We start from the raw sequence: 26,213 nt of genomic DNA, 5'->3' as shown, positions 1-26,213 counted from the left end.
GGACCGGTGGCCCAGCCGACCACGCCCGACGCCCCGACGCCGAACGGGGCCGCACCGCAGTCGCCCGCGCCGGTGACCACCCCCGCCGAGGACGCGACCCTGTTGGAACGGGCGCTGTTCGAGATCAAGCGGGTGATCGTCGGGCAGGACCGGATGGTGGAGCGGATGGTCGTCGCGCTCCTCGCCCGGGGCCACTGCCTGCTCGAGGGCGTGCCCGGCGTGGCCAAGACCCTCGCCGTCGAAACCCTGGCCAAGGTCGTCGGTGGCTCCTTCGCCCGGGTGCAGTTCACGCCGGACCTGGTGCCGGCCGACATCATGGGCACCCGCATCTACCGGCAGTCCAGCGAGAAGTTCGACGTCGAGCTGGGCCCGGTCTTCGTCAACTTCCTCCTCGCCGACGAGATCAACCGGGCGCCCGCCAAGGTGCAGTCGGCGCTGCTGGAGGTGATGAGCGAGCGGCAGGTGTCCATCGGCGGTGAGACCCACCGGGTGCCGGACCCGTTCCTCGTGATGGCCACCCAGAACCCGATCGAGCAGGAGGGCGTCTACCCGCTCCCGGAGGCGCAGCGGGACCGCTTCCTCATGAAGATCGTCGTGGGTTACCCCACCGACGCCGAGGAACGCGAGATCGTCTACCGGATGGGCGTGGCCGCCCCCGAGCCGTCCGCGGTCTTCACGAGCGCCGACCTGCTCGCCCTGCAACGCAAGGCGGACCAGGTGTTCGTGCACAACGCGCTGGTCGACTACGCGGTCCGGCTCGTGCTCGCGACCCGCTCACCGGCCGAGCACGGGATGCCGGACGTCGCGCAGCTCATCCAGTACGGCGCGAGCCCGCGGGCCTCGCTCGGCCTGGTGCGCGCCACCCGGGCGCTCGCGCTGCTGCGCGGCCGGGACTACGCGCTGCCGCAGGACGTGCAGGACATCGCCCCGGACATCCTGCGCCACCGGCTGGTGCTCAGTTACGACGCGCTGGCCGACGACGTGCCGGCCGACCACATCGTGCACCGCGTGATGTCGACCATCCCACTGCCCTCGGTGGCGCCCCGCCAGCAGGCGACACCGCCGCCGCTCGCCCCGCCGCCGAACGCCGCGTGGCCCGGGCCGCGCCCGTGACCTCAGCCACCCCTCGCCCCGCTCCGGCGGACCGGTCGGAGGCCGTCCTGTCGCGCCTGCAGCTGCTGGTCACCCGCAAGCTGGACGGCCTGCTCCAGGGCGACTACGCGGGGCTGCTGCCGGGGCCCGGTAGCGAGGCGGGGGAGTCCCGCGAGTACCGGCCCGGCGACGACGTACGCCGGATGGACTGGCCGGTGACCGCGCGCACCACGAGCCCGCACGTGCGGCGGACGATCGCCGACCGGGAACTGGAGACGTGGCTGGCCGTGGACCTCTCGGCGAGCCTGGACTTCGGCACCGGGCGGTGGCTCAAGCGGGAGGTGGTGGTGGCCGCCGCCGCGGCGATCACCCACCTGACGGTGCGCGGCGGCAACCGCGTGGGCGCGGTCATCGGCACCGGTGGGCCCGCGGCCCCGCCGAGCGGGCGTCGCCGCGGTGTTCCGCCACCCGCCTGGCCCGGGGTGCTGACGCGGCTGCCGGCGCGCAACGGCCGCCGGGAGGCGCAGGCCCTGCTCCGCGCGATCGCCGGCACGGACGTCCGGCCCGGCCGCAGCGACCTGGGCGCCCTCGTCGACATGCTGAACCGGCCGCCGCGGCGGCGCGGCGTCGCTGTGGTCATCTCCGACTTCCTCGCGCCGCCCGCCCAGTGGGCCCGACCGCTGCGCAAGCTGCGGGTACGGCACGACGTGGTGGCTGTCGAAGTGGTCGACCCGCGCGAGCTGGAGCTGCCCGACGTGGGCGTGCTGCCGGTGGTCGACCCGGAAACCGGTGAGTTGCACGAGGTGCAGACCGCCGACCCGAAGCTGCGCCGCCGCTACGCCGAGGCCGCCGCCGCCCAGCGTGCGGAGATCTCCGCCGCGCTGCGTGGCGCCGGCGCCGCTCACCTGCGACTGCGTACCGACCGAGACTGGCTGCTGGACATGGTGCGCTTCGTGGCCGCGCAGCGGCACGCCCGCACCCGGGGGACGACACGATGATCCGTTTTCTGCAACCGTGGTGGCTGCTGGCCGTGCTGCCGGTGCTCGCCCTCGCCGCCTTCTACGTCTGGCGGCAGTTGCACCGCCGGGCGTACGCGGTGCGGTTCACCAACGTGGACCTGCTGCGCACCCTCGTGCCCAAGGGGCTGGGCTGGCGTCGGCACGCGCCGGCGACCGCGTTCCTGCTCTGCCTGCTGGTGCTCGCCACGGCGTTGGCGCGCCCGGCCGTGGACACCAAGGAGCCGCTGGAGCGGGCCACCATCATGCTCGCCATCGACGTGTCCCTGTCGATGCAGGCCGACGACGTGGCGCCCAACCGGCTGGAGGCCGCCCAGGAGGCGGCCAAGCAGTTCGTGGGCGAGTTGCCGGAGACGTACAACCTGGGGTTGGTGTCCTTCGCCAAGTCGGCGAACGTGCTTGTCCCACCCACGAAGGACCGGGACGCCGTGACCGGCGCGATCGACGGGCTCGTGCTGGCCGAGGCGACCGCGACCGGCGAGGCGGTCTTCACCTGCCTGGAGGCGATCCGGTCGGTGCCCGCCGACGGGGCCGCCGGGATCCCCCCGGCCCGGATCGTGCTGCTCTCGGACGGCTACCGGACGTCCGGCCGGTCGGTGGAGGAGGCGGCCGCGGCCGCGCAGGCGGCCAACGTGCCGGTCTCCACGATCGCGTTCGGCACCGACGTGGGCCAGGTCGACATCGGCGGGCAGCTGCAACGGGTGCCGGTGGACCGGTTGGCCCTCGCGGAGCTGGCCGAGACCACGGAGGGGTACTTCTACGAGGCGGCCTCGGTGAACGAGCTGAAGCAGGTCTACCAGGACATGGGCAGCTCGATCGGGTTCCGGACGGAACCGCGGGAGGTGACGCAGTGGTACGCCGGGGTGGCGCTGCTGCTCGCGCTCTGCGCGGGCGCGCTCAGCCTGCTCTGGACGTCCCGGATGCTGTGAGAACGGCCGGCCGCCCTCGCGGCCGGCGGGGGCGGGTGCGCCCCGGCCGGCCGCGAGGGCGGCGGGTCGGTGAACCGGCGCCGGTCAGCGGCCGGCGAGGACGAACAGGAAGGCCACCCAGACGGCGGCGAGGGTGAACCCCAGCGGGGCGACGTAGCGGCTCATGGACGGCTCCGAGTGGCGACTGGACGACCCGGGGGAAGGGCGGGCCGTGGGGTGGATCAGGACGCACACACGAAGTCGTGACCGGGCGGCTCCCGGACCGCCCGGGAAGCGGGCGGCACACGCCGCGACCCCGACCGGCGGTCGGGGGCGGGGACGCGGAGGAGCGGAGCTGGGTCAGCTCACCTGCTGCAGCCGTGGCTCAGCGGGGCTGACGATCGGCCCGGCCACGACTGGGAGGATCGCTATCTCGCACAGCGATCACCTCCTATAGTCGGCGGGGCTCGAACGACGAACATCGTACACCGGGGCGCGGCGGGCCGCGTGATCGGCCGGGTCCCGGGAACCCCGGCGGACGAGCAGCGCCAGCACCAGCGCGAGAAGCGGCAGCCAGCAGGCGCGGGCCAGCAGCCAGCCGGGGCCGTCCGGCGCGGTGTGCAGGCCGGGGAACGGCTCGCCGGCGCGGGCGGCGAGCACCGTGATCCCGACCAGCACCGGTTGGTGCCAGAGGTAGATCCGCATCGCCTGCCGGTTGACGGCCGTCACCGCCCGCGCGGCGAGTGGGCGGTCGGCGAGGCGCAGCAGCGCGGGGCGGGCGACCAGGCCCAGCCCGACCTGGGTGGCGGCCAGGGCCACCGCGAACAGCGACGGCGGATGCAGGTTGGAGATCCCGGCACCGGGCACGCCGACGGCGCTGGCCGGGTAGCCGACCGCCAGGAGGGCGGCGAGGGCCACGGCGCCGCCGACCGCGAGCATGGCCGCCGGCCGGCGCCCGGCCAGCCGGCCGTCGGCGTGCGCCAGGCCGAGCAGGTAGGGCACCGCCCAGGCGGCGAGCAGGCTGACCGGCAGCAGAGCGCCGGCCGGCGGGAGCAGCCGGGCTACGAGGTCCGCGGCGGCCACCGTGGCCACGGCCGGCGCCACGCACCGCCACGGCCCGAAGCGGCGTACGGCCGTGCGCAGCGGGCCGGTCGACGCCACGAGGGCGGCGATCGGCAGCAGGAACCACAGTGGACTCACCGCGAGGGTCAGCGCCACGGCCAGCGTGCCGTCCGGCGTGCCGGCCACGGTGGCGGCCAGCAGCACGGCGGCGCCGGTGCCGAGCAGCGCCACGGTGGGCAGCACCAGCCGGCGCAGGCGGCGGGCGAGCCAGCTCGCCGTGCCGCCGGGGTGCCGGGCGGCGGAGCGGGCGGAGGCGTACCCGGCCGTGAAGAAGAACAGGCCCAGGGTCTGCAGCACCCAGGTCACCGGCGCCAGGTCGGGCATCGCGGCGAGCGGGCTGGCCTGGCGCAGCGACCCGTCCGGGACGAGCACCAGCCCGGTCACCAGCCAGTGCCCGAGCACCACCCCGCCCACCGCGTACGCGCGCAGCGCGTCGACCGCGCGGTCCCGCCTCACGGCGCCACCGCCGGGACCCTGCCGCTGAGCGCGACCGCCGCCACCGCGGTCAGCGTCGCGCTGCCGGGGACGAGGTAAGCGTCGTGCCCGTGGGCACCGGTCACCGGCAGGGCGCGGGCGCCGAAGGCCGGGTCGGCGGGGCGTCGGCCGTGTCCGAGACCGGGCAGCCGGACCGGCGGCACCCGCCGGATCCAGTCGTCCGGCGCCTCGGCGGCCCACACCCGCCGCGTCGGGCCGAGCCCGGCGGCGCGGTCCACACCCGCTCCGACGCCGCCCAGGGTCACCACGTCGGTGACCTGCGCCGGCGCGCCGACCACCGCCATACCCGCCACGAGCGCGCCGTAGCTGTGCCCGACCAGCGTGACGGTGGCCGAGGGCCGGTGCGCGGCCAGCCCACGCAGCAGCCCGCGCAGCGCTGTGGCGCCCCGGCGGGCGTCCGCGGTGCCGGCCGCGGCGAGGACGCCGTCGGGCGTGTCGTAGCCGAGCCAGGCCAGGACGGCCACCCGGGCCTGCGGGTCGACGGCCCGCGCCGCCCGGTACAGCTCCTCGGCCTGCGCCGCGGGCGCCCGCCGGGTCACCCCGCCCAGCCCCCGGTCGAAGTCGCGCAGCGTGCTTCCCACGCCGGGCACCAGCACGACGATCCGCTCCGCCGTGGCGAGGTCGCCCCGGACCTCGACGGCCCGGCCGTCGCCGTGAGTGTCGAACAGCAGGAACCGGCGCCCCTGCGCGGCCCATTCGGCGTACGGGGGACCGGCCGCGCGCATCGCCGCCGCCGTGACCGGGTACGCCTCGACGAACCCGGCCGCGCCGACGGGCTCCGGAGGGCCGGGCAGGACCAGACCGGCGCCGAGCAGGGCGGCCAGCGCCGTCCGGGCGGGACCGTGCCAGTGCATCGGGTTCTCCCTTCCGCAGTTCGGAATGGGAGAGTGCGGCCCGAAGCGGTGCGGCGGCGTCACCCCGGGGAGCCGTCCGGGGCGCGGTACCTGGGTGCTACTCGCCGGCGGCGACCAGACCCGTCTCGTACGCCAGCACCACCGCCTGCGCCCGGTCCCGCAGGTGCAGCTTCGCGAGGATCCGGCCGACGTGCGTCTTCACGGTCTGCTCGGCGACCACCAGGTCGGCCGCGATCTCCTGGTTGGAGCGGCCCCGGGCGATCAGCCGCAGCACCTCGGTCTCCCGCGCGGTGAGCGCGGCCAGCTCGGTGGGGCGGGGCCGGTGTCGCTCGGGGCGGGCCGCGAACTCGGCGATGAGCCGGCGGGTCACGGCGGGGGCGAGCAGCGCGTCCCCGGCCGCCACCACCCGTACGGCCTGCACCAGGTCGGCGGCGGGGGCGTCCTTGAGCAGGAAGCCGCTCGCCCCGGCGCGCAGCGCCTCGTAGACGTAGTCGTCCAGGTCGAAGGTGGTGAGGATGAGCACCCGGGGTCGTTGTGCGGGCCGGTCGCCGAGCAGCTTCCGGGTGGCGGCGAGCCCGTCCAGGACGGGCATCCGGACGTCCATGAGCACCACGTCCGGGTCGAGCCGGCGGGCCGCCGCGACCGCCTGGGCGCCGTCCGCGGCGTCGCCGACCACGAGCAGGTCCGGCTGGGCGGCGAGCAGCGCGCCGAAGCCCTGCCGCACCATCGCCTGGTCGTCGGCGATCAGCACCCGGATCATGGGGTTCCGTCCTCTCCGTCACAGGGCAGCCGCGCGTCCACCGCGTAGCCGCCGTCGTCGGTGGTTCCGGCGGTGAAGGTGCCGCCGAGGGCGACGGCACGTTCCCGCATGCCGGTCAGCCCGTGCCCGTGGCCGCCCCCGCGGCCCTCCGGCCCCGGGGCTCCGGCGCCGTCGTTTACCACGCGTACGGCCAGCTCGCCGGTGGCGGCGCGCACCGTGACGCGCACCGCGGCGCCGGCCGCGTGCCGGGCCGCGTTGGCCAGCCCCTCCTGGGCGATCCGGTACGCGGCGAGCCCCACCGGCGCCGGCGGGTCGGTGGGGACGTCCGTGTCGAGGGTCACCGTCATGCCGGCGCGCCGGGCGGACGCCACCAGCGCCGGCAGGTCCGCGAGGCCGGGTTGCGGCGCGGTCCGTGCCTGCTCCGACTCGCTGCGCAGCACGCCGAGCAGCCGTCGCATGTCGGTGAGGGCGGCGCGGGCGGCGCCGGCGATGGCCGAGAACTCGTCGCGGGCCGGGTCGGGCACCTCGCCGAGCCGGTACGGCGCGGTCTCCGCCCGCACGGCGATCATCGACATGTGGTGGGCCACCACGTCATGCATCTCCCGGGCGATGCGGGCCCGCTCCTCCAGGACGGCCCGGCGCTCCTGCTCCCGCTCGCTGAGCTCCGTCTGCGCCGCGAGCGCCCGGCGCGAAAGCCGGTTGCGCCGCACCAGGTCGCCGAGGACCGCCAGCACGCCGAGCAGCAGCAGAACACCCGCGCGGGCGGACGGGTCGACCATCACGAGCACCGGCACCGCCGTGATCGCCACGACCCAGACCAGCACCGGACGGTCCACCCGGGCCGCCGTCACGGCGAACACCACGATCGCGCCGAACACCAGGGCCGGGTTCCAGGGCCAGTCGGCGTCCCGCGGTGCGTTGAAGGTGCAGACCAGCAGGGCGAGGACGGTCAGCCGCCAGGCCAGCAGCGGCCGCCGCGGCAGGGCCGGCAGCGGGGCCACGGTCATCGCGGCGAACAGCACCGCCACGGGAGCCGGCAACCGCCGGTCGGTCTCCTCGGCCAGCGTGGCCGCGAACAGGCCGACGACCGCGAGCAGGCCGGCCGGGGTCGCGTACGGGCGCAGCCGCGGCCAGCGGGCGAGCGGCGACCGGCCGGGCGGGTCGTCGGGCCCGGCGACCGCTCGGCGCAGGCCGCGCCACAGCACCATGATCGGGTGGTCCACCGTCGGCAGCCTACGGCGCACCGGCCGGCCGGTCGTCCCACCAGGGACCGATCCCGGTGTCGTACCCCGGTGCGACACCGCACTCCGGTTAGCGCTTACCTGCGGGTAGCGCCTAGGCTCCGACCCGTCCGCGCTGACGACGTCGCAAGGGGGAACCGTGGCCCGAACCGTGCTGGTCACCGGAGGCAACCGGGGGATCGGCCTGGCCATCGCGCAGGCCTTCGCCAAGCAGGGTGACCGGGTGGCGGTGACCTACCGCAGCGGCGAGGCCCCCGCGGGGTTCTTCGGCGTGCGGTGCGACGTGACCGACGCCGAGTCGGTGGACGCGGGCTTCAGCGCGATCGAGGCGGAGCTGGGGCCGGTCGAGGTGCTGGTCGCCAACGCCGGCATGACCGACGACACGCTGCTGATGCGGATGTCCGAGGAGCAGTTCAGCCGCGTGCTCGACACCAACCTGACCGGCGCCTTCCGCTGCGCCAAGCGCGCCTCGACCAAGATGCTGCGCGCCCGGTGGGGCCGCATGATCTTCATCTCGTCGGTGGTCGGCCTGTCCGGCGGCGCCGGCCAGGTCAACTACGCGGCCAGCAAGGCGGGGCTGGTCGGCGTGGCGCGCTCGATCACCCGGGAGCTGGGCACCCGCAACATCACGGCCAACGTCGTCGCGCCCGGCTTCATCGACACCGACATGACCGCCGTACTGACCGAGGAGCGCCGGGCGGAGATCCTCAAGTCGATCCCGGCCGGCCGGATGGCCCACCCGGACGAGGTCGCGGCGGCCGTCACCTGGCTCGCCGGGGACACCGCGGCCTACATCTCCGGCGCCGTCATCCCGGTCGACGGCGGCCTGGGCATGGGCCACTGACCGATTCCCCACACAGGACGGAGGAACCCCGGCATGTCCGGACTGCTGGCCGGTAAGCGGCTGCTGGTCACCGGCGTCATCACCGACGCCTCGATCGCCTTCTCGGTGGCGAAGCTCGCCCAGGAGAACGGGGCGCAGGTCGTGCTGACCGGCTTCGGGCGGCTCTCCCTGGTGGAGCGGATCGCCAAGCGGCTGCCCGAGCCCGCCCCCGTGATCGAGCTCGACGTCACGAACCAGGAGCACCTCGACGGGCTCGCCGACAAGGTACGCGAGCACGTCGACGGCCTGGACGGCGTCGTCCACTCCATCGGGTTCGCCCCGCAGAGCTGCCTCGGCGGCGGCTTCCTCGACGCCTCGTGGGAGGACGTCGCCACCGCGCTGCACGTCTCGACGTACTCGTACAAGTCGCTCGCCATGGCGGCGCTGCCGCTCATGTCCGAGGGCGGCGCCGTGGTCGGCCTCACGTTCGACGCCACCAAGGCGTGGCCGGTCTACGACTGGATGGGCGTGGCCAAGGCCGGGCTGGAGTCCGCCTCCCGCTACCTGGCCCTGCACCTGGGCAAGCGGGGCATCCGCAGCAACCTCGTCTCGGCGGGCCCGCTGCGCACCATGGCCGCGAAGTCGATCCCCGGCTTCGAGCAGTTCGAGGACGCCTGGACCGAGCGGGCCCCGCTGGGCTGGAGCCTCACCGACCAGGAGCCGGCCGCCCGGGCCTGCCTGGCCCTGCTCTCCGACTGGTTCCCGGCCACCACCGGCGAGATCGTGCACGTCGACGGCGGCTACCACGCCCTCGGCGCCTGACCGGCGCCCGGTGCGCCCCACCGCCGGCGGCGGCGGGGCGCCCGTGGGTGGCGTGGGGCGGGGGCCCCGCCGGGTGTCCGGCGGCGCGGGGAAGAATGGGACCATGGCGTACGACGCGTTGGTGCTGGTGAGCTTCGGTGGCCCGGAGCGGCCCGAGGACGTGGTGCCGTTCCTCCAGAACGTCACCCGGGGCCGGGGCGTGCCACCGGAGCGGCTGGCCGAGGTCGCCGAGCACTACCAGCACTTCGGCGGCGTCTCCCCGATCAACCAGCAGAACCGGGACCTGCTCGCCGCGATCCGCGCCGACTTCGACGCGAACGGCCTCGATCTGCCGATCTACTGGGGCAACCGCAACTGGCACCCCATGCTCGCCGACACCGTCGGCCAGATGCGCGACGACGGGGTCACGCGGGCGCTCGCGTTCGTCACGAGCGCGTACGGCGGCTACTCCTCCTGCCGGCAGTACCAGGAGGACATCGCGGCGGCCCGGGCCGCCGTGGGCGCGGACGCGCCGGTGATCGAGAAGCTGCGCCAGTTCTGGGACCACCCGGGCTTCGTCGAGCCGCACGCCGACGCCGTGGCGGCGGCCCTCGCCCAGCTCGACCCCGCGAAGCGGGACTCCACCCGGCTCGTCTTCACCGCACACTCGGTGCCGGTCTCGATGGCCGCGAGCGCCGGCCCGCACGGCGGCCGGTACGAGGCCCAGCTGCACGAGACCGCCCGGCTGGTGGCCGCGGCCGCCGCCCCCGACCTCCCGTACGACCTGGTCTGGCAGAGCCGCTCCGGCCCGCCGCAGGTGCCGTGGCTGGAGCCGGACGTCAACGACCATCTGGCGGCGCTCGCCAAGGCGGGGGCCACCACCAGCGTGGTGGTCAGCCCCATCGGGTTCGTCTCCGACCACCTGGAGGTGGTCTGGGACCTGGACACCGAGGCGCGGCAGACGGCCGCCCAGCTGGGCCTGGACTTCGTCCGCGCCGCCACCCCCGGCGTCGACCCGCGTTTCGTGGCGATGGTCCGGGAACTGGTCACCGAGCGGACCGACCCGGACGGCGCGCGGCTGCGCCGCCGTCTCGGCGAGCTGCCGATGTGGGACACCTGCCCGGCGGTGTGCTGCGTGCCGCCCCGCCGCCCGTGACACCGATCCGCGCCCGACGACACCCGCAGGGGAGCACCGATGCTCGACCGTAAGCCCGTGGAGAGCTGGCTCACCGACATGGACGGCGTGCTGGTCCACGAGGGCCAGCCCGTGCCCGGCGCGCCGGAGTTCGTGAAGCGCCTGCGCGCCTCCGGCAAGCCGTTCCTGGTGCTCACCAACAACTCGATCTACACGCCTCGGGACCTGCAGGCCCGGCTCAGCCGCATGGGGCTGGACGTGCCGGAGGAGGCGATCTGGTCGTCGGCGCTGGCCACCGCCCAGTTCCTCGCGGACCAGCGGCCGGGCGGCACCGCGTACGTCATCGGGGAGGCCGGGCTCACCACCGCCCTGCACGCGGTCGGCTACGTGCTGACCGACTTCGCGCCGGACTACGTGGTGCTGGGGGAGACCCGCACCTACAGCTTCGAGGCGATCACCAAGGCGATCCGGCTGATCAACGACGGGGCGCGGTTCATCTGCACGAATCCCGACGTCACCGGGCCGTCGGTCGAGGGCGCGCTGCCCGCCGCCGGCTCGGTGGCCGCCATGGTCTCGAAGGCGACCGGCATCGAGCCGTACTTCGTGGGCAAGCCCAACCCGATGATGATGCGGTCCGCCCTCAACACGATCAACGCGCACTCGGAGAGCACCGCGATGATCGGCGACCGGATGGACACGGACATCCTCTGTGGCCTGGAGGCCGGGCTGGAGACCATCCTCGTGCTGACGGGCATCAGCACCCGGGCCGAGGCGGAGCGCTACCCGTACCGGCCGTCGCGAATCGTCGAGTCGGTGGCCGACCTCATCGACGAGCTCTGACCCGGCGGGTCAGCCGCGGCGGCGCGGCCGGTTCTGGAACACCGTCCGGTAGATCCAGCCGTGGAAGAGCACCTCGACGGCGACCAGGACGCTGATGACGGCGACCTCCACGGCTCCTCCTCAGGGTCGAAGCGGCGCGTTGCAGGCGGCGACCAGGGCCTGCCGGCAGGCGGTGGTCAGCGGGCGCAGGGCGGCGTCGCGCTGCTGCGCCTCGTAGTTGTTGATGGCACCGCCCGGCGCGGCGTGCCCGGCCAGGGCGAGCACCCGGTCCAGCACGGCGGCCCGCGCGAAGAGCCGGCGGGCACGCGGGTCGAAGCCCGGCGGCAGGTCCGTGGCGCCGTCCGGCCGGCGCAGGGCCTCCAGCGCGCCGGCCAGCTCCGGCCGCCACTGGGCCACGTCGAGGCGGGTCAGCGCGGCGGTCGTCTCGGCGAGCGCGACGGCCAGTTCCGCCTCCGCCTCGGCGGCCCCCGGCAGGGTGAGCGACGCGGCGGGGGCGTCGGCGGGCAGCGGGTAGACCCGCCACAGCACCGTCTCGAAGATGTCCCCGGAGCCCGAGGTGTGCGTGCGTACCTGCGGGATCAGCCCCAGGCCACCGGCCACGACCGCCTCGCCGGTGAGCAGCGCCGCACCCGCGAAGTCGCCCGGCCCGGGCAGCCCGCGGGGGTCCCCCGGCGCGGGCAGCACCAGGCGGATCTCGTCGGGCGAGAGCTTGGCCAGGGTGGGCAGGGCTTCGCCGAGCGGCACGTCGGTCCAGGTGCCGGGAGCGTCGGCGACCAGGTGCTCCTCGTCGCCGGCGATCGCGTCGGCGACCTCGTCAAAGGGCACCAGCCCGGCACGCCACGCGCGTACCCAGGCAACGAACCGGCTCGACCGGCGGGGCGCCAGCGTCGCCGCGCCCGCTGCGGGGGTGGACATGCCGAAAGGGTACGTGGTCACCACCGGCTGTGTCTCGGCTGCCGGCCCGGCGGCGTCGCCTGCCCCGGACTGCGCGCTTCGCCCCCTCCGTGCCCGCCCGCCACCTCCCTTCCGGCTGGGCCACCGGCGCCCGGCGCGTGCCGAAGCGGTGGCGTGGCGGGCGGCGGCGTGGCGGCGTGTCGCGGACGGGAGGGGCGGTTAGCGTGATCGACATGGCGCGGCGGTACGAGAGCGACGTGTTGGCGGGGAACTGGCGACGGCGCAGGGTCGTACCCGAGGTCGACGCCGAGCCCGACCTCGTGGTCGAGGACGCCGACTCCGGCTTTTGCGGCGCCGTGGTCGGTTTCGAGTCCGGGGCGGTGGTCCTCGAGGACCGGCACGGCAAGCGGCGCAACTTCCCGCTGCTGCCCGCCGCGTTCCTGCTGGACGGCCAGCCGGTCACCCTGCGCCGCCCGGCGCGCAACCCCGCGCCGGCGCCGCGCCGCCGGACGGCCTCCGGTTCGATCGCCCTGGACGGGGTACGCGCGCAGGTGGCGAAGGCGAGCCGGATCTGGGTGGAGGGCGTGCACGACGCCGCCCTCGTTGAGCGGATCTGGGGCGACGACCTGCGCATCGAGGGCGTGGTGGTCGAGCCGCTCGACGGCGTCGACGCCCTCGACGCCGAGGTGCGCGCGTTCGCGCCCGGGCCGGGCCGGCGGCTCGGTGTGCTCGTCGACCACCTGGTGCCGGGCTCGAAGGAGAGCCGGATCGTCGCGAAGGTGACCTCACCGCACGTGCTGGTGACCGGTCACCCGTACGTCGACGTGTGGCAGGCGGTCCGGCCGGCGGCGATCGGCATCGCCGCGTGGCCGGTGGTGCCACCGGGGCGGCCCTGGAAGGAGGGCGTCTGCGCGGCCCTGGGCGTGGCCGAGCCGGCCGACATGTGGCGGCACATCCTGTCCCGGGTGAACACCTTCGCCGACGTCGAGACCCCGCTCATCAACGCGATGGAACGCCTCATCGACTTCGTGACGGACCCCACCTGACCCTTTCCCCGCGATCTTGCACTTTCGGCCCCTGGCCTGTGCCGGTTCGCACCTTTCGCCCGGGCACAAACTGCAAGATCGCGAGGGGATCGGGGGTCAGGGTTCCGAGTCCGGCGTGCGGGTGAACAGGAACGTGGCGACGTCCAGTGCCGTGATCGCGCCCGTCGCGTCGCGGAGCACCGACAGGATCTCGCCGTTCTCCGGCCCGGAGCGTCCGCGCCAGCGGTCCGGCCCCTCGGGGACGAACCGGCTCCGCCGCTCGCCGCGCAGGAGAGCCACCAGCTCGCCCGCGGCGCCGTCCCAGGTGACGTCGAGGGGTACGCCCATCCACCACCAGCGGCCGGTCAGCTCGGCGACCTCGGCGGGCGGGGTCGCGGCGGTGGGGAGCCAGGGCCGGGGAAGGGCCGGTTCGGCGTCGAGCACCGCGGTGAGGATCCGTCGCCCGAGGCCACCGATCCCGAAGCCGTACGCGTTGGCGTAGCCGACAACGGCCGTACGGCTCGGGCGGTGCACGGCGAGGGCGGCCACGTACCCGGGCATCGACCCGCCGTGCCCGACGGACACCCGGTCCCCGTCGCGGTACAGCTCCAGCCCGAGGCCGTGCCCGCCGGTCCACGAGTCGAGGTCGCTCATCACGACGGGCGCGCACATCTCGGTCAGGGTGTCCGGCGCGAGCACCTCGGGCGTCGGGTCGGCCAGGAACGCCGCCCAGCGCGCCAGGTCGGCGACCGTGGACCACAGTTGGCCGGCCGGCGCCATCGCACCGGTGTCGGTACGCGGCTCCTCGCGCAGCGTCCCGTGCCACGGATGCACCACGTAGCCGCGGGCGAACGGCTCGGTGGCCGCGTACGTGGTGCGGTCCATGCCGAGCGGGTCGAGGATCCGCTCCCGGAGCAGCCTGGCCCACGGCGTTCCCGTGAGCCGTTCCAGCACTCCGCCGAGTAGCCCGTACGCGAGGTTGGAGTAGTGGTAGGCCCGGTGCGGCGGGTATGCGATCTTGGTGGCGCTCACCCCGGCGAGCAGCGTCGCCAGGTCCACGCCCTCGGCGCGTTCCCACCACTCGCCTCCCGGCTCGCGTTGCAGGCCGCCGGCGTGTCCGAGCATCTGGCGCAGGGTGAGGTCGCCCACCCCGGTGCCGGGCAGGTGCTCCTCGAGGCGGTCGTCCAGGGCCAGCCGGCCGGCGTCGCGCTCCTGCATCACCAGCGTGGCGGTCATGGTCTTGCTGATGGAGCCGATCCGGTACTGCAGGTCGGCGTCGGGCCGGGGATGCTCACCGGCGGCGGCCAGGTGCGCCAGCGCGCCGTCGCGGACCACGCCCATCACCACCGATGGGCTGCGTCCCGTGGCCTGGGCCTGGGAGACCAGGACGTCGACCTGACGGGCGGTGTCGGGCAGCAGGTGCACGGGCTCTCCTCGGTCGGGCCGGTCGGCGCGCCGCCCGGGCCGTGCCGGGCGCGGTGCCGCCGAGCTTACTGATCTTCGCGGGGCAGCCGCGCGTGCATTTGCGTGTCACGATCGTGGTGTGGACGCCGTGCTGTGGATCGTGTTGGGTGTGGTGCTGGCGGTCGCCGAGATCTTCACGACGACGCTCTTTCTGATCATGTTCGCGGCCGGTGCGTTCGCGGCGGCCGGTGCGGCGGCGCTCGGTGCGCCGACGGCCGTGCAGGCGCTGGTGTTCGCGGCGGTCTCGGCGCTCACCGTGGCCCTGGTGCGGCCGGTGATCCAGCGGCACCGGCGTTCCGCGCTGGAGAGCGGTGAGCAGCCCTTCGGGGTGGAGGCGCTCGAGGGCGCCAGCGCGCTGGTTTTGGAGCGGGTGGACGCCGAGCACGGCCTCGTGAAGATCGACGGTGAGCTGTGGACCGCCCGGCCGTACGACGCGACGCAGTCGTTCGAGCCGGGTCTGCGGGTGCGGGTGATAAAGGTCCGGGGCGCCACGGCCCTGGTGTGGCAGGACGACGTTTCTTCCGCCGGTGAGCTGCCGGAAGCGAGAGGGTGAACGGGATGACAGCAATAACGGTGCTGGTGATCGCCGTGGCGTTGATCGCTGTGGTGACGCTGGCCAAGGCGGTGCGGATCGTGCCGCAGCAGCGCCAGGACGTGGTCGAGCGGCTGGGGAAGTACAAGCGCACGCTCAACCCGGGGCTCAACCTCCTGGTGCCGTTCATCGACGCGGTACGCACCAAGGTCGACATGCGGGAGCAGGTGGTCAGCTTTCCGCCGCAGCCTGTGATCACCTCGGACAACCTCGTCGTCTCGATCGACACGGTGCTCTACTTCAAGGTCGTCGACTCGGTCCGGGCCACGTACGAGATCTCGAACTTTCTCCAGGCCATCGAGCAGTTGACCGTGACCACGCTGCGGAACGTCATCGGCTCGCTCGACCTGGAGCGGGCGCTCACCAGCCGCGAGGAGATCAACCGGCACCTCTCGGGCGTGCTGGACGAGACGACGGGCCGGTGGGGCATCAAGGTCACCCGGGTCGAGATCAAGGCGATCGAGCCGCCGCCGAGCATCCGCGACTCGATGGAGAAGCAGATGCGCGCCGAGCGGGACCGCCGCGCCGCGATCCTGAACGCCGAGGGCCTCAAGCAGTCGCAGATCCTCACCGCCGAGGGTGAGAAGCAGGCCGCCGTGCTCCGCGCCGACGGTGACCGGCAGGCGCGGATCCTGCAGGCCGAGGGGCAGGCGAAGGCGATCCGTACCGTCTTCGACGCGATCCACCAGGCCAACCCGAGCCAGAAGGTGCTCGCGTATCAGTACCTGCAGGCCCTGCCGCAGATCGCCAACGGCAGCGCCAACAAGGTGTGGATCGTGCCGGCCGAGCTCACGAAGGCCCTCGAGGGCATGGGTGGCGCGCTCGGTGGGCTGGCCGGCATGGTGGGCGACGCGCCGTCGCCCGAGGCCTCCCAGGGCGCCGGTGAGGTCGAGCGGGAGGCGGCCGAGGCCGCGCACGCCGCGGCGACCGCCGCCCAGGAGATCCACGACGAGGTACGCGTCGCCGAGGCGCAGGCCACGGGTGGCAGCGCCCGCGCGGGGCTGCCCGCGCCGGAGCCGGTGTCGCCGGCGAGCCTGGTGAACGACCCGGCCGACCAGCGCGAACGGGGCTGACCCGGGCCGGTCGGGTCGGCGGGGCCGGTGCCGCGGGCGCCGGCGGGTAACCGCCGATCCGGCCGAGCGGGCGGCGGCCGGCGGCGCAGGGGCGCGTCACGCGGAAATGCGAAAAAGACTCATGGGGCGCTCCGGTGCCTGAAACCATCGGTCCGAGGACGGGTGGTGACCAGGCATCGGGGCGCCCCGGCGCGTCCCGCACCGCTCGTGCAGGAGCGAGGTGACGCATGAAGGATCCGGCGAAGCGGATTTGGTCCTCGGCCCCGGTTCCCGGCGCGCACGACCCGACCGGTCCGCTCGGCACACGGCGTACCGGCGGGGGGTTCGGGGTGTTGCCGTTCGTCGGTGAGCCCACGGCGCCCGGCCCGGCCACCAACGCCAGCTGGGCCTGGTCGGTACGCCGGTTCGCCCGCGCGGCGGTCTGGCTGCTCCCCGCGTACGCCGTTCTCTACGGCGTGGTCGCGATGGCGAGCGACGGTGGGGTGGGCAACGACCCGTACCCGGCCGACGGGCGGCCGGTCTACCTGGTGGGCTGGGTGGCCGCCGTATGGCTCGGGCTGCTCGCCCTGCTGGCCCTCACCGGGCTGCTGGCCGCGACCCGCAGTCGCCGGGTCGCCGCCACCGGGCTGCTCGTGAGCATCGCCGGCACCGTGCTCATGCTGCCGTTCGCGGGCCTCGCGGAGCAGGCGCCCGTCTTCGGCACCAACGCCCGGACGCTGGTGCTCGTGGGGGCCACCTGCTACAGCGTCGGCTGGCTGCTCACCGGCTGGTCGGTGGCGCGGTCCGGAGCGTTCAGCATGGGCGACGGGGTGATGCTGATGATCGCCGCTCCGCTGCTCGGGCTCGGTGGCGCTCTCGTCGGGTCGCTGCAGACCTTCGGCGCGATCTTCGCACTGATCGCCGGCATCGGGATCGGCTACCGCTCGGGCCGGCTCGTACCGCAGGACATCGTCCGCGACGCCGCCTCGGCGAGCGTGACCACGGCCGGCCCACCCCCGGCCACCCCCGGCGGCCCCTCACCCGCCTGAGGTCCCCTGCCCGCCCACGCCTCCCCGCTGTCCCTTCCCGACCCCGTCCCTTCACGGCCCGGTGATCAAGAGCTTTCGGTCAGGATCCGGCCCTTCGCTGACGCAAACCTCTTGATCACCGGGCTCGGGGCGGGGTTGGGGCGCTCGGGCCGGAGGGTTGGTGGGAGGTTGCTGGGGTGGGGCGGTGAAGTTGCTGACAAACCAGTGCGCAGGCTGGTCGGTTGGTGGCATTCGTGGCAATCCTGGGGACCATGGCCCCTCTGCGTTCGCCGCTGTCGCGGCTGGTCACCGTGCTGCTCGCCGGCCTGCTCGCCGGTCTCGCCCTGGCGGCGGCCGCCCTGCCCGGCAACCTGCTGCTCGGGTTCGCCACCCGGTCGGCGCTCGGGGCGTACGCCGCGCTGCCGGACGCGCTGCGCACGCCGGCCACGCCGCAGCGTTCCTACCTCTACGCCAACGACGGCAAGACGCTGATCACCACGTTCTACGACGTGAACCGCACCGACGTCCCGCTGTCCGAGATCGCCCCGGTCATGCGCCAGGCGATCGTGGCGGCCGAGGACCGGCGGTTCTACTCGCACGGCGGCGCGGACCTGCGGGGGCTGGCGCGGGCGCTCGTCGCGAACGTCAAGGGCGGCGGCACCGAGCAGGGCGGCTCGACGCTCACCATGCAGTACGTCCGCAACGTCCTCAAGACCGACCCGACCCGCACCGCGGAGGAGCGGCAGGCGGCCACCGACCAGACCGTGGGCCGCAAGCTCCAGGAGATCCGGTACGCCTCGCAGCTGGAGAAGACGCTCAGCAAGGACGAGATCCTCAACCGGTACCTGAACATCGCCTACTTCGGCTCCGGGGCGTACGGCGTGGCGGCCGCCAGCCAGCGGTACTTCGGCAAGGAGCCGGCGCAGCTGACCCTCGCCGAGTCGGCCCTGCTCGCCGGGCTCGTGCAGTCGCCGGAGGCGTACAGCCCGATCGACGGCGACAAGGACGCGGCGCTCGCCCGCCGGGCGTACGTGCTCGACTCGATGGTCGACACCGGGGCGATCACCGCGCCGCAGGCCGCGCAGGCCAAGGCGGAGAAGCTGGCGCTGCACCCGACCGCGCAGCCCAACGGCTGCACGGCCGTCGCCCAGGGCCACGACGACTGGGGCTTCTTCTGCGACTACCTGCGCCGCTGGTGGCTCACGCAGCCGGCGTTCGGGTCGACCGTCGAGGAGCGGGAGCAGGCGCTGCGCCGCGGCGGCTACACCGTGGTCACCTCGCTGGACCCGCAGATCCAGGCCACCGCGCAGAAGCAGGCCACCGCGGTGTACGGGTACGACAACAAGCGCGCCCTACCGGTCGCCGCGGTCGAGCCCGGCACCGGCCGGGTGCTCGCCATGGCGGTGAACCGGCACTACAGCCTCGACCCGAACCCGAACGGGCAGGAAAACCATCCGAACACCGTCAACCCGCTGATCTCCGGCGGTGGCGGCGTCGACGGCTACCAGGCCGGATCGACGTTCAAGCTCTTCACGATGCTCGCCGCGCTGGAGTCGGGCCGGACGCTGTCCACCGGCTTCGACGCGCCCGCCAAGCTGCCCACCCGCTACCCGGCCGAGGGGGAGGGCACCTGCGACGGCCACTGGTGCCCGGCCAACGACAACCCCGACTGGATGGACGGCTACCGGATGATGTGGGACGGCTTCGGCCGTTCCGTGAACACGTACTTCGTCTGGCTGGCGGAGCAGGTCGGCCAGGACAAGGTGGTCGAGATGGCGCAGCGGCTCGGCATCACCTTCCGGGCCGACGCGGACGCGACGTTCGCGAAGAACGACGCGGCGAACTGGGGGTCCTTCACCCTGGGCGTCGCCGCCACCACGCCCCTCGACCTCGCCAACGCGTACGCCACGGTCGCGGCCGAGGGCATGTACTGCTCGCCGCTGCCGGTGACCTCGGTGACCGCGCCGAACGGCGAGCGCGTGCCGGTCGGCGACCCGTCCTGCAAGCGGGTGCTCGACGTCGACGTGGCGCGGGCCGCCACCGACGCGGCGCGCTGCCCGGTCGGGCAGCAGTCCGCGTACGGACAGTGCAACGGCGGCACGGCTACCTCGGTGAACGAGATCCTCGACGGTCGACCGGTGGCCGGCAAGACGGGCAGCTCGGAGGAGAACGCCACCGAGACCTTCGTCGGGTTCACCCCGCAGGTCGCGGTCGCCGGTATCGCGGCCAACCCGGACGACCCGACCGACTCGGTGGGTTCGGCCGTGCAGGCCAAGGTGATCGACGCGGTGGCCCGGGTGATCGTCACGGCGGTCAAGGGCGAGCCGGAGAAGGGCTTCACGGCCCCGAGCCGCGAGCTGGCCGGTGAGCCGCGCCGACCGGTGGAGCGGCCCCCGGCGCAGGAGCAGCGACGGCCGTCCGACGAACGTCGGCCCTCCGACGACCGATCGCTGCTCGACCGCTGGCTTAACCGCCGCGGCTGACGCCGGAACTCCCACGCCCCGGCCGGCGCCCACCACGGGTGCCGGCCCGCGCGTGCCCGCCGCCCCTTCGGCGCGACCGGCAGCGGGAGCGGAACGGGCGCGCGGACCCTGTCGAGCTGCCCCAGATCTGAGTACGCCGGTTTTGCCGGCTCGGGCGAGCGCGAGCGGCCGCCGGCGTGCCCCAGATCTGAGTACGCGGGTCTCGCCGGCTCGGGCGAGCGCGGGCGGCTGCCGGCGTGCCCCAGATCTGAGTACGCGGGTCTCGCCGGCTCGGGCGAGCGCCGGCAGCCGCCGGCGTGCCCCACATCTGGGGCAGCTCGACAGCGTGCGAACGGGTGATCGGGCAGGGCTCGCGCGGCACATCGTCGCGCGATGCTGCCGCACCACCGGCGACAGCTGAGCCGGGGCGGGGCGTGGGCCGCCCGTGGGGGCGTCCGGCAGAATCGTCCGGTGCCCGTCCACCAGATCACCGACCCCGACGACGAGCGGATCGCCGACTACCGCGCGCTGACCGACGTCGAGCTGCGTACCCGCTGGGAGCCCCCGCACGGGCTGTTCATCGCCGAGGGGGAGCTGGTCCTGCGCCGGGCGCTGCGGGCCGGCTACCCGGCGCGGTCGTTCCTGGTCGACGCCAAGCGGGTCGACCAGCTCGCCGACCTGGACACCGGTGACGCGCCGGTCTACGCCGCGAGCCAGGAGGTGCTGCAACGGGCCACCGGTTTCCACGTACACCGCGGGGTGCTGGCGTCGTTCCGCCGCCGGCCGCTGCCCACGGCGGCCGAGGTGCTCGCCACCGCGCGCCGGGTCGTGATCCTCGAGGACGTCAACAACCACACCAACCTCGGCGCGATCTTCCGCGCGGTCGCCGCGCTCGGGGTGGACGCGGTGCTGCTCTCCCCGTCCTGCGCCGACCCGCTGTACCGGCGCAGCGTCCGGGTCAGCATGGGCGAGGTCTTCGCCGTGCCGTACGCCCGGCTGGAGCCCTGGCCGGACGGCCTGGCCGAGGTCCGCGCGGCCGGCTTCACCGTGCTCGCCATGACCCCGGCGCCGGACGCGGTGGCGATCCAACGGCTTGACGCGGCCCAGCGTGCCCGGGCGGCGTTGCTGCTCGGGGCGGAGGGCGCCGGCCTGACCCGCGCCGCCATGGACGCCTCCGACGTACGGGTGGTCATCCCGATGCGCCGCGGTGTGGACTCGCTCAACGTGGCCGCCGCCACCGCCGTGGCCTGCTGGGAGCTGGGCCGCGACGACCCGCTCTGAGCCCCAGACCGACCGTGCGGCAGATAGGGTCCCCGGGGTGAAACTGCTCGCGAAGCGCCGCCGTGTGGTGTGGGCGGCGCACCTGGTCGGGGTATTCGGGGCGGCGATCCTCCTCTGGGCGTTCAGCGTCCCGGGATTCTCGGTGATTCTCGCCGGCGTCGGCCTGACTGTCCTCGCCATGTCGGCGCTGATCTGGACCGTCGGCGCGCAGCTGTCGCACTCCGCCGGTCGGACGTTTCCGTGGTGGCTGCCCGTTGCCCCGGTCCTCGCGGTAGTCACCGTCGTGTTGCTGGTGACGCGGGCCCCGCTGCATCTGCGGTGGGAGCTGAGCCGGGGGCCGTTCCAGGCCGTCGTCGACGACCTGCCCCCGCCGGAGGGCACGACGGGAGGACGGAGTTACGTGACGGTGCCCGAGAGGATCGGCACGTACCGCATCACGTCGGCGCGCCACGTCCCCGGCGGGGTGATCTTCTTCGAGGCGAACGGGGCGTTCTTCGACGACGCCGGGTTCGCCTACCTTCCGGACGGCCCGACCGGCGGGATGGCGGACGGCTCGTTCGAGACGCCCCGCTTTGCTGCCCTCGGCGACGGCTGGTACCGGTTCACGGCGAGCTGGTGACTGCCGCGCGCCGGTTACCTTGACCGGTGTCACGCACGGTAGCGTTGCGGCCGTGTTCCCTACGGTGCGTGAGGTCCTCGCCCTGGACCCGGTCCGGCACGGGGCGCCGCGACTGGTAGCCGGGGACGCCGGGCTGGACCGGCCGGTCCGCTGGGTGCACGTGGCCGAGGTGCCGGACATCGCGTCCCTACTCGGCGGTGGCGAGCTGGTGCTCACCACCGGCATCGGGTTGCCCGCCGACGACGCCGGGCTGCGCGCGTTCATCGGTGACCTTGCCGACGTGGGGGTCTCCGGCCTCGTCGTCGAGTTGGGCCGCCGGTACCTGACCGGGGTGCCGCGGGTGATGGCGGCGGCCGCCGAACGGCGGGGGCTGCCCCTCGTCGAGCTGCGCCGGGCCACCCCGTTCGTCCGGATCACCGAGGCGGTGCACGCGCTGATCGTGGACGCCCAGCTCACCGAGCTGCGGGCCACCGAGGAGATCCACCAGCGGTTCACCGAGCTGTCGGTGGAGGGCGCCGGGCCGGGCGAGGTCGTCCGGCAGGCGGCGGAACTCTCCGGCTGCCCCGTGGTGCTGGAGAACCTGTCCCGGCAGGTGCTCGCGTACGACCCGGCGGGGGAGAGCGCCGAGCTGCTGCTGGACGGCTGGGAGCAGCACTCGCGGCGGGTCCGGCCGGCGGGGCGCACCGCGTACGACGCGGACAGCGGCTGGCTCGTGACGGCCGTCGGCGCCCGCGGCCAGGACTGGGGGCGGCTGCTGCTGCGCTGGCCGGCCGAGGGTGACCTGGCCACCGCCCGGCCCCTCCTGCCGGCCGCCGTGCCGGACGGCCGGCGGCCGCTGGGCGCGGAGCCGGCGCGGGCGCTTCAGAGCCCCCCGACCCGGCTCACCATCCTGGTGGAGCGGGCCGCCTCGACCCTCGCGCTGGGCCGGTTGATCCGCCGCGACGCCGAGGGGCTGGAGCGGCAGATCCACCGCACCCTGCTCACCGCGCTGCTCGACCACTCCCTGCCCGTGGACGAGGTGGCGCTGCGGGCCAAGGCGCTCGGCGTGACGCTGGACCGACGGCACCTGGTCGGCGTGATGGTGCGCTTCCGCGTCGACGACCCGGGCGAGGGCGTCCCGGCCGGCGACCGCGGCGAGCCCGGCCCGTCGACCGGTCCGGCGCGGTTGCGGGACCTCGCGGAGGCGGTCGGGCAGGCGCTGCGCGAGACGCGGCTCACCGCGCTGACCAGCGCGGTGGACGACCACGTGGTCGGCGTGCTGCTGGCCCTGCCGGACGCGGGCGCCGAGGAGCGGGCGCTCGGCACGTTCGCCACGGTGCTGCGCCGGACGTGCCTCGACGCCCCGGCGACGCCCCGACACGACGCCGTTCCCCGGCAGGCCGCCCGACCGATGGGCGCGGGCCGCCCCGGCGGGGTGATCGTCGCCGCCGGCTCGGGCGTGAGTGGCCTGCGTGAGGCGCGCCGCTCGCTCGTCGAGGCCCGGCAGATCGCCGACGCGGCCCGGAGGGACCGCCGCGACCTGCCCATCTTCCGGTTGCCGCACGTCGGGCTCGCGGGGCTGCTGCACCTCCTGCGCGACGAGCCCCGGGTGCAGACCTTCGTCGAGCGGGAACTGGGCGCGCTGCTCGCGTACGACGCGCAGCACCCCCGGGAGCAGCTGCTCGGCACGCTGCGCGCGTACCTCGAACAGGGCCGGAACAAGTCGGCGGCGGCTGCTGCGGCGCACCTGTCCCGGCCGGCCTTCTACGAGCGGCTGGCGCGCATCGGCCGGATCCTCGACGCCGACCTGGACTCCGTCGACGCCTGCCTCTCCCTGCACGTGGCCCTGCTGGCCCTGGACGCCATCCGCACCCCCTGACGCCCCCTGCCCTGCCCATTCCGGGCCGGGCGGTCAGGTCAGGGTTGTCAGGACCTTGGCGTACGCGGGCGGCACGTGGTTGGGGCCGCCGCCGGGGGTGAAGACGTCCGAGGTGGCGACGGTCGACCAGGCTGTGTCGGGTACGGCGTCGACGAGGGCGCGGACGACCGGCGCGTCGCGCCACTGCTCCTGCTCGGCGAGCAGGCCGAGCGCCACGACCGACTCCTCCACCTCGCCCACGCACTCGAACGGCTTGTGCCCGTCCACGCCGAGCAGCTCCCGGTAGCCGGGGATCTGTGCCTCGTCGGCGAGCAGGTCACCGCCGAAGATGTGCGTGATGCGGTCCCGGGACATGAACGGCGCCAGGGCGAGGAAGACGAACCGGCACTTCGGGCAGTCGCGGCACCAGCGTTCACTGGCGTCGTGCAGCTTGAACGCCGCGTTGCAACTGGTCACCACGTCGTCGTAGCGGTCGATGCCGGCGAAGAGCCGCGCGATGTGCAGCTCGGACAGCGGCCGCAGCAGGGAGAAGTACGGCTCGGCGAGCCCTGCGTGCTCGGTGAGGGCCGCGCGCAGCAGCCCCTCGGCCTCGACGCCCTTGGACCACTGGTGGTTGATCTCGTGACCGTTCCAGATCAGGTTCGGGTCGGACGCGGAACGCTCGTTCGACATGACCACCGGCCCCAACCCGTGCAGCACCGAGGTGGCCACGGCGATCAGCGAGTTGATGGCGGTGACCGGGATGTGGCCGTTACGGGCGCCCGCGGCGTTCAGCTCGAACAGCACCGGGTCGATCCGCCGGCGGGCGGCCAGCGGCGTGAGCCCGGACGCCTCGTTCACCGACACGATCACGTGGTTGGGGTTCACCGAGAACGGCACCGGGTCGAAGCCGGCCCGGCGCAGCGCCTCCAGGGTGACGATCGAGTCCTTGCCGCCCCCGACCGCCGAAAGCGGGCGGCCGTCGGCGTTGTCCAGCGGCGCCAGCGGCTTGACCGACCCGCTCGGGATCTCCGGGGTGAGCTGCAGCACGTGCGGCAGCTGGTTGCGGTACGCGTACTCGCCGAGGCCCTTCGTGTAGATCGCGGTGACCAGCTCGGCGGCGGCCGGCCCGAGCGGCGCCGGCAGCACCAGCCGGCCGGGCGCCGCGGCCTTGTAGTAGCTGACCCCGGCGACCACGTGCAGCAGCTCGAGGACCCGGCCGAGCGCGGCGACCGCCTCCTCGGAGGGCGGCGCGTCCGGCAGCGGGAACGTCACCACCTCGGTGAACCGCTGCTCGCCGGCGGGACCGGTCAGAATGTAGTCGAACAGCGCCTCACCGGTGGAGAGGTCGATCGAGTAGGACGGGAAACCGAAGGCGTCCATCCGCCGCAGTTGCTCGTAGCGCACACGCCATACTAGGCCCTGGTTCGTCCGGCCGTGTCCGGCTGTGCCGGACCGGGTGCCGCGTCCGTGGCCGCCGACCGCCGTCCCCACCCCGGAGGAGATCACCTGTGCGCCTGTCTGACCTGCGCGGACGTACCGTCGCCGTCTGGGGCACCGGCCGGGAGGGCCGGGCCGCGGTGACCGCCATCGCCGCGCACGGCCCGGCCGGGCTGGTCGCCGTCGACGACAGCGCGAACTTCCTCTCGCTGCCCTGGGACGGGCCGCTCGCGGAGGCGGCCCCCCTGGTCACCGGCGAGGAGGGCTTCGCCCGGCTCGCGGCCGCCGACGTGGTGGTCCGCTCGCCCGGGGTGCCGCAGACCCACCCGTGGCTCGTCGAGCTGCGTCGCCGGGGCGCCACCGTCACCCAGGGCACCGCGCTGTGGATGGCCGACCACGCCGACCGTACGGTGGGGGTCACCGGCAGCAAGGGCAAGAGCACCACGTCGAGCCTCATCAGTCACCTGCTGAACGCGGTGGACCGGCCGAACGTCTTCGGCGGCAACATCGGGGTGCCGCTGCTGGACCTGCCCGAGGCCGAGCTGTACGTGCTGGAGCTCTCCAGCTACCAGTGCAGCGACCTGACCGACTCGCCGCGGGTCGCCGTGGTCACCGCCCTGTTCCCCGAGCACCTGGACGCGCACGGCGGTGAGGCCGAGTACTACCGGGACAAGCTCAACCTGCTCGCGTACGGGCCGCGCACCGTCGTGGTCAACGGCCACGACCCCCGGCTCGCCCTGGAACTGGGCGACCGTGCGGCCGTCCGCGCCGGGCTGCCGGACACCGCGCACGTGGCGACCGGCCCGGACGGCGCGCCCTGGTTCCACCTCGGCGACCAGCCGCTCTTCCCGCGCGCCGTGCTGCCGCTCGTCGGCCGGCACAACGAGGGCAACCTGTGCGTGGCGCTGGCCGTGCTCGACGCCCTCGGCGTGGACGTGGTGGCCCGGAAGGACACGCTCGCCCTCGCGGTGGCCGGGTTCCAGGGCCTGGCCCACCGGCTCACCGAGATTACCGACCCGTCCGGGCTGACCTTCGTCGACGACACCCTCGCCACCAGCCCGTACGCCGCCATGCACGCCATCGACGCGTACGAGGGACGGCCACTCACCGTCATCGTGGGTGGCACCGACCGGGGGCTCGACTACACCCCGCTGCGGGACCACGTCGCCGAGCGGGAGATCACCGTCATCGGCATCCCGGACAGCGGGTCCCGGATCGTCGAGGCGCTCGTCGGGCTGCCGAAGGTGCACGCCGAGGTCGTCGACGACCTCGTGGACGCCGTCCGGCGGGCCCGGGAGCTGACCCCGGCCGGCGGGGTGGTGCTCCTCTCACCGGCCGCCCCGAGCTACGGCCGGTTCCGCAACTTCGAGCACCGCTCCGAGGCGTTCGCGCAGGCCGTACGCGACACCGCGGGCTGAGCGCCGGTGCCGGC

The 26,213-nt window shown here is 74.5% G+C and carries 24 protein-coding genes; 16 read left to right on the top strand and 8 right to left on the bottom strand.

Going from position 1 to position 26,213, the window contains the following annotated elements:
- Positions 1 to 6: 6 nt before the first annotated feature.
- From ACSNOA_RS22960 to ACSNOA_RS22950, 3 genes are read left to right on the top strand one after another with little or no spacing between them, the layout of a single operon-like run.
- Positions 7 to 1,113, top strand: coding sequence for an AAA family ATPase (locus ACSNOA_RS22960; protein WP_436661292.1), 1,107 nt, complete (start codon positions 7 to 9; stop codon positions 1,111 to 1,113).
- The gene (locus tag ACSNOA_RS22955; RefSeq protein ID WP_436661290.1) at positions 1,092 to 2,090 is read left to right on the top strand and encodes a DUF58 domain-containing protein; all 999 of its coding nucleotides are present in this window, start codon (positions 1,092 to 1,094) and stop codon (positions 2,088 to 2,090) included. Before ACSNOA_RS22960 ends, ACSNOA_RS22955 begins: the two co-directional genes overlap by 22 nt.
- A complete protein-coding gene (locus ACSNOA_RS22950) occupies positions 2,087 to 3,037 on the top strand; it encodes a VWA domain-containing protein (RefSeq protein ID WP_436661288.1) in 951 nt (316 codons plus the stop codon). Before ACSNOA_RS22955 ends, ACSNOA_RS22950 begins: the two co-directional genes overlap by 4 nt.
- 84 nt (positions 3,038 to 3,121) lie before the next feature.
- On the opposite strand, the gene ACSNOA_RS22945 is transcribed toward ACSNOA_RS22950, so the two are convergent.
- The 5 genes from ACSNOA_RS22945 to ACSNOA_RS22925 form a co-directional block, all read right to left on the bottom strand.
- Positions 3,122 to 3,271: a hypothetical protein gene (locus ACSNOA_RS22945; RefSeq protein WP_436661287.1), complete on the bottom strand. Its 150-nt coding sequence runs from the start codon at positions 3,269 to 3,271 to the stop codon at positions 3,122 to 3,124.
- Positions 3,272 to 3,460: 189 nt separating this feature from the next.
- Positions 3,461 to 4,594, bottom strand: a complete 1,134-nt coding sequence (locus ACSNOA_RS22940; RefSeq protein ID WP_436661285.1) for an acyltransferase family protein — start codon at positions 4,592 to 4,594, stop codon at positions 3,461 to 3,463.
- Entirely contained in the window at positions 4,591 to 5,487 is an 897-nt protein-coding gene (locus ACSNOA_RS22935) for an alpha/beta hydrolase (RefSeq protein WP_436661283.1), read from the bottom strand. Before ACSNOA_RS22935 ends, ACSNOA_RS22940 begins: the two co-directional genes overlap by 4 nt.
- A gap of 97 nt (positions 5,488 to 5,584) precedes the next feature.
- The gene (locus ACSNOA_RS22930; RefSeq protein WP_436661282.1) at positions 5,585 to 6,247 is read right to left on the bottom strand and encodes a response regulator; all 663 of its coding nucleotides are present in this window, start codon (positions 6,245 to 6,247) and stop codon (positions 5,585 to 5,587) included.
- Complete coding sequence (locus ACSNOA_RS22925; protein WP_436661280.1) at positions 6,244 to 7,470, bottom strand: sensor histidine kinase; 1,227 nt, start codon at positions 7,468 to 7,470, stop codon at positions 6,244 to 6,246. The genes ACSNOA_RS22930 and ACSNOA_RS22925 overlap by 4 nt, the downstream gene beginning before the upstream one ends.
- Before the next feature lie 157 nt (positions 7,471 to 7,627).
- Between ACSNOA_RS22925 and fabG the strand changes: the two genes are divergently transcribed.
- The 4 genes from fabG to ACSNOA_RS22905 all read left to right on the top strand — a co-directional run bounded on the left by fabG (position 7,628) and on the right by ACSNOA_RS22905 (position 11,087).
- Positions 7,628 to 8,332, top strand: coding sequence for a 3-oxoacyl-ACP reductase FabG (fabG, locus tag ACSNOA_RS22920; protein ID WP_436661278.1), 705 nt, complete (start codon positions 7,628 to 7,630; stop codon positions 8,330 to 8,332).
- Positions 8,333 to 8,365: 33 nt separating this feature from the next.
- Positions 8,366 to 9,133, top strand: coding sequence for an enoyl-ACP reductase FabI (gene fabI / locus ACSNOA_RS22915; RefSeq protein WP_436661277.1), 768 nt, complete (start codon positions 8,366 to 8,368; stop codon positions 9,131 to 9,133).
- A gap of 103 nt (positions 9,134 to 9,236) precedes the next feature.
- Positions 9,237 to 10,268, top strand: a complete 1,032-nt coding sequence (locus ACSNOA_RS22910; RefSeq protein ID WP_436661275.1) for a ferrochelatase — start codon at positions 9,237 to 9,239, stop codon at positions 10,266 to 10,268.
- Between the two features lie 39 nt (positions 10,269 to 10,307).
- Positions 10,308 to 11,087 carry an HAD-IIA family hydrolase gene (locus ACSNOA_RS22905; protein ID WP_436661273.1) on the top strand — a complete coding sequence of 260 codons (780 nt, stop codon included), beginning with the start codon at positions 10,308 to 10,310 and terminating at the stop codon, positions 11,085 to 11,087.
- A gap of 120 nt (positions 11,088 to 11,207) precedes the next feature.
- Here ACSNOA_RS22905 and ACSNOA_RS22900 read toward each other — a convergent pair whose 3' ends face one another.
- On the bottom strand, positions 11,208 to 12,002 hold the full coding sequence (locus tag ACSNOA_RS22900; protein ID WP_436661272.1) for a hypothetical protein: 795 nt from the start codon (positions 12,000 to 12,002) through the stop codon (positions 11,208 to 11,210).
- 212 nt (positions 12,003 to 12,214) lie between these two features.
- Between ACSNOA_RS22900 and ACSNOA_RS22895 the strand changes: the two genes are divergently transcribed.
- Positions 12,215 to 13,027: a DUF3097 domain-containing protein gene (locus ACSNOA_RS22895; protein WP_436661271.1), complete on the top strand. Its 813-nt coding sequence runs from the start codon at positions 12,215 to 12,217 to the stop codon at positions 13,025 to 13,027.
- Between the two features lie 96 nt (positions 13,028 to 13,123).
- Here the strand turns inward: ACSNOA_RS22895 and ACSNOA_RS22890 are convergent, their stop codons facing one another.
- Complete coding sequence (locus ACSNOA_RS22890) at positions 13,124 to 14,431, bottom strand: serine hydrolase domain-containing protein (protein WP_436661269.1); 1,308 nt, start codon at positions 14,429 to 14,431, stop codon at positions 13,124 to 13,126.
- A gap of 118 nt (positions 14,432 to 14,549) precedes the next feature.
- Here ACSNOA_RS22890 and ACSNOA_RS22885 point away from each other — a divergent pair, with 118 nt between their 5' ends.
- From ACSNOA_RS22885 to ACSNOA_RS22855, 7 genes are all read left to right on the top strand, one after another.
- On the top strand, positions 14,550 to 15,023 hold the full coding sequence (locus ACSNOA_RS22885) for an NfeD family protein (RefSeq protein ID WP_436661267.1): 474 nt from the start codon (positions 14,550 to 14,552) through the stop codon (positions 15,021 to 15,023).
- A 5-nt stretch (positions 15,024 to 15,028) separates the two neighbouring features.
- Positions 15,029 to 16,135 (top strand): SPFH domain-containing protein, encoded by a 1,107-nt coding sequence (locus ACSNOA_RS22880; protein ID WP_436661266.1) that lies wholly within the window; start codon positions 15,029 to 15,031, stop codon positions 16,133 to 16,135.
- Positions 16,136 to 16,362: 227 nt separating this feature from the next.
- A complete protein-coding gene (locus ACSNOA_RS22875; RefSeq protein WP_436661264.1) occupies positions 16,363 to 17,163 on the top strand; it encodes a hypothetical protein in 801 nt (266 codons plus the stop codon).
- Between the two features lie 251 nt (positions 17,164 to 17,414).
- The gene (locus ACSNOA_RS22870; protein WP_436661263.1) at positions 17,415 to 19,625 is read left to right on the top strand and encodes a transglycosylase domain-containing protein; all 2,211 of its coding nucleotides are present in this window, start codon (positions 17,415 to 17,417) and stop codon (positions 19,623 to 19,625) included.
- 372 nt (positions 19,626 to 19,997) lie between these two features.
- The gene (locus tag ACSNOA_RS22865) at positions 19,998 to 20,885 is read left to right on the top strand and encodes a TrmH family RNA methyltransferase (RefSeq protein WP_436661261.1); all 888 of its coding nucleotides are present in this window, start codon (positions 19,998 to 20,000) and stop codon (positions 20,883 to 20,885) included.
- Between the two features lie 37 nt (positions 20,886 to 20,922).
- On the top strand, positions 20,923 to 21,504 hold the full coding sequence (locus tag ACSNOA_RS22860; protein ID WP_436661259.1) for a hypothetical protein: 582 nt from the start codon (positions 20,923 to 20,925) through the stop codon (positions 21,502 to 21,504).
- 52 nt (positions 21,505 to 21,556) lie between these two features.
- Positions 21,557 to 23,362, top strand: coding sequence for a PucR family transcriptional regulator (locus ACSNOA_RS22855; protein WP_436661258.1), 1,806 nt, complete (start codon positions 21,557 to 21,559; stop codon positions 23,360 to 23,362).
- A 33-nt stretch (positions 23,363 to 23,395) separates the two neighbouring features.
- Here the strand turns inward: ACSNOA_RS22855 and ACSNOA_RS22850 are convergent, their stop codons facing one another.
- Positions 23,396 to 24,748 carry a hypothetical protein gene (locus ACSNOA_RS22850; RefSeq protein ID WP_436661257.1) on the bottom strand — a complete coding sequence of 451 codons (1,353 nt, stop codon included), beginning with the start codon at positions 24,746 to 24,748 and terminating at the stop codon, positions 23,396 to 23,398.
- Positions 24,749 to 24,852: 104 nt separating this feature from the next.
- On the opposite strand from ACSNOA_RS22850, the gene murD reads away from it, so the two are divergent.
- Positions 24,853 to 26,199, top strand: coding sequence for a UDP-N-acetylmuramoyl-L-alanine--D-glutamate ligase (gene murD, locus ACSNOA_RS22845; protein ID WP_436661256.1), 1,347 nt, complete (start codon positions 24,853 to 24,855; stop codon positions 26,197 to 26,199).
- Positions 26,200 to 26,213 lie beyond the last annotated feature (14 nt).

The organism is Micromonospora sp. URMC 103, from assembly GCF_051386435.1.
Lineage (GTDB): Bacteria > Actinomycetota > Actinomycetes > Mycobacteriales > Micromonosporaceae > Micromonospora.
This window is presented reverse-complemented; position numbering and strand designations above follow the sequence as displayed.

Coding starts and splice junctions, on each gene's coding strand:
- ACSNOA_RS22950 (WP_436661288.1), top strand. CDS start 2,087: ATGATCCGTTTTCTGCAACCGTGGTGGCTGCTGGCCGTGCTGCCGGTG.
- ACSNOA_RS22935 (WP_436661283.1), bottom strand. CDS start 5,487: ATGCACTGGCACGGTCCCGCCCGGACGGCGCTGGCCGCCCTGCTCGGC.
- ACSNOA_RS22930 (WP_436661282.1), bottom strand. CDS start 6,247: ATGATCCGGGTGCTGATCGCCGACGACCAGGCGATGGTGCGGCAGGGC.
- fabI (WP_436661277.1), top strand. CDS start 8,366: ATGTCCGGACTGCTGGCCGGTAAGCGGCTGCTGGTCACCGGCGTCATC.
- ACSNOA_RS22910 (WP_436661275.1), top strand. CDS start 9,237: ATGGCGTACGACGCGTTGGTGCTGGTGAGCTTCGGTGGCCCGGAGCGG.
- ACSNOA_RS22905 (WP_436661273.1), top strand. CDS start 10,308: ATGCTCGACCGTAAGCCCGTGGAGAGCTGGCTCACCGACATGGACGGC.
- ACSNOA_RS22900 (WP_436661272.1), bottom strand. CDS start 12,002: ATGTCCACCCCCGCAGCGGGCGCGGCGACGCTGGCGCCCCGCCGGTCG.
- ACSNOA_RS22895 (WP_436661271.1), top strand. CDS start 12,215: ATGGCGCGGCGGTACGAGAGCGACGTGTTGGCGGGGAACTGGCGACGG.
- ACSNOA_RS22880 (WP_436661266.1), top strand. CDS start 15,029: ATGACAGCAATAACGGTGCTGGTGATCGCCGTGGCGTTGATCGCTGTG.
- ACSNOA_RS22875 (WP_436661264.1), top strand. CDS start 16,363: ATGAAGGATCCGGCGAAGCGGATTTGGTCCTCGGCCCCGGTTCCCGGC.
- ACSNOA_RS22870 (WP_436661263.1), top strand. CDS start 17,415: ATGGCCCCTCTGCGTTCGCCGCTGTCGCGGCTGGTCACCGTGCTGCTC.
- ACSNOA_RS22865 (WP_436661261.1), top strand. CDS start 19,998: ATGCTGCCGCACCACCGGCGACAGCTGAGCCGGGGCGGGGCGTGGGCC.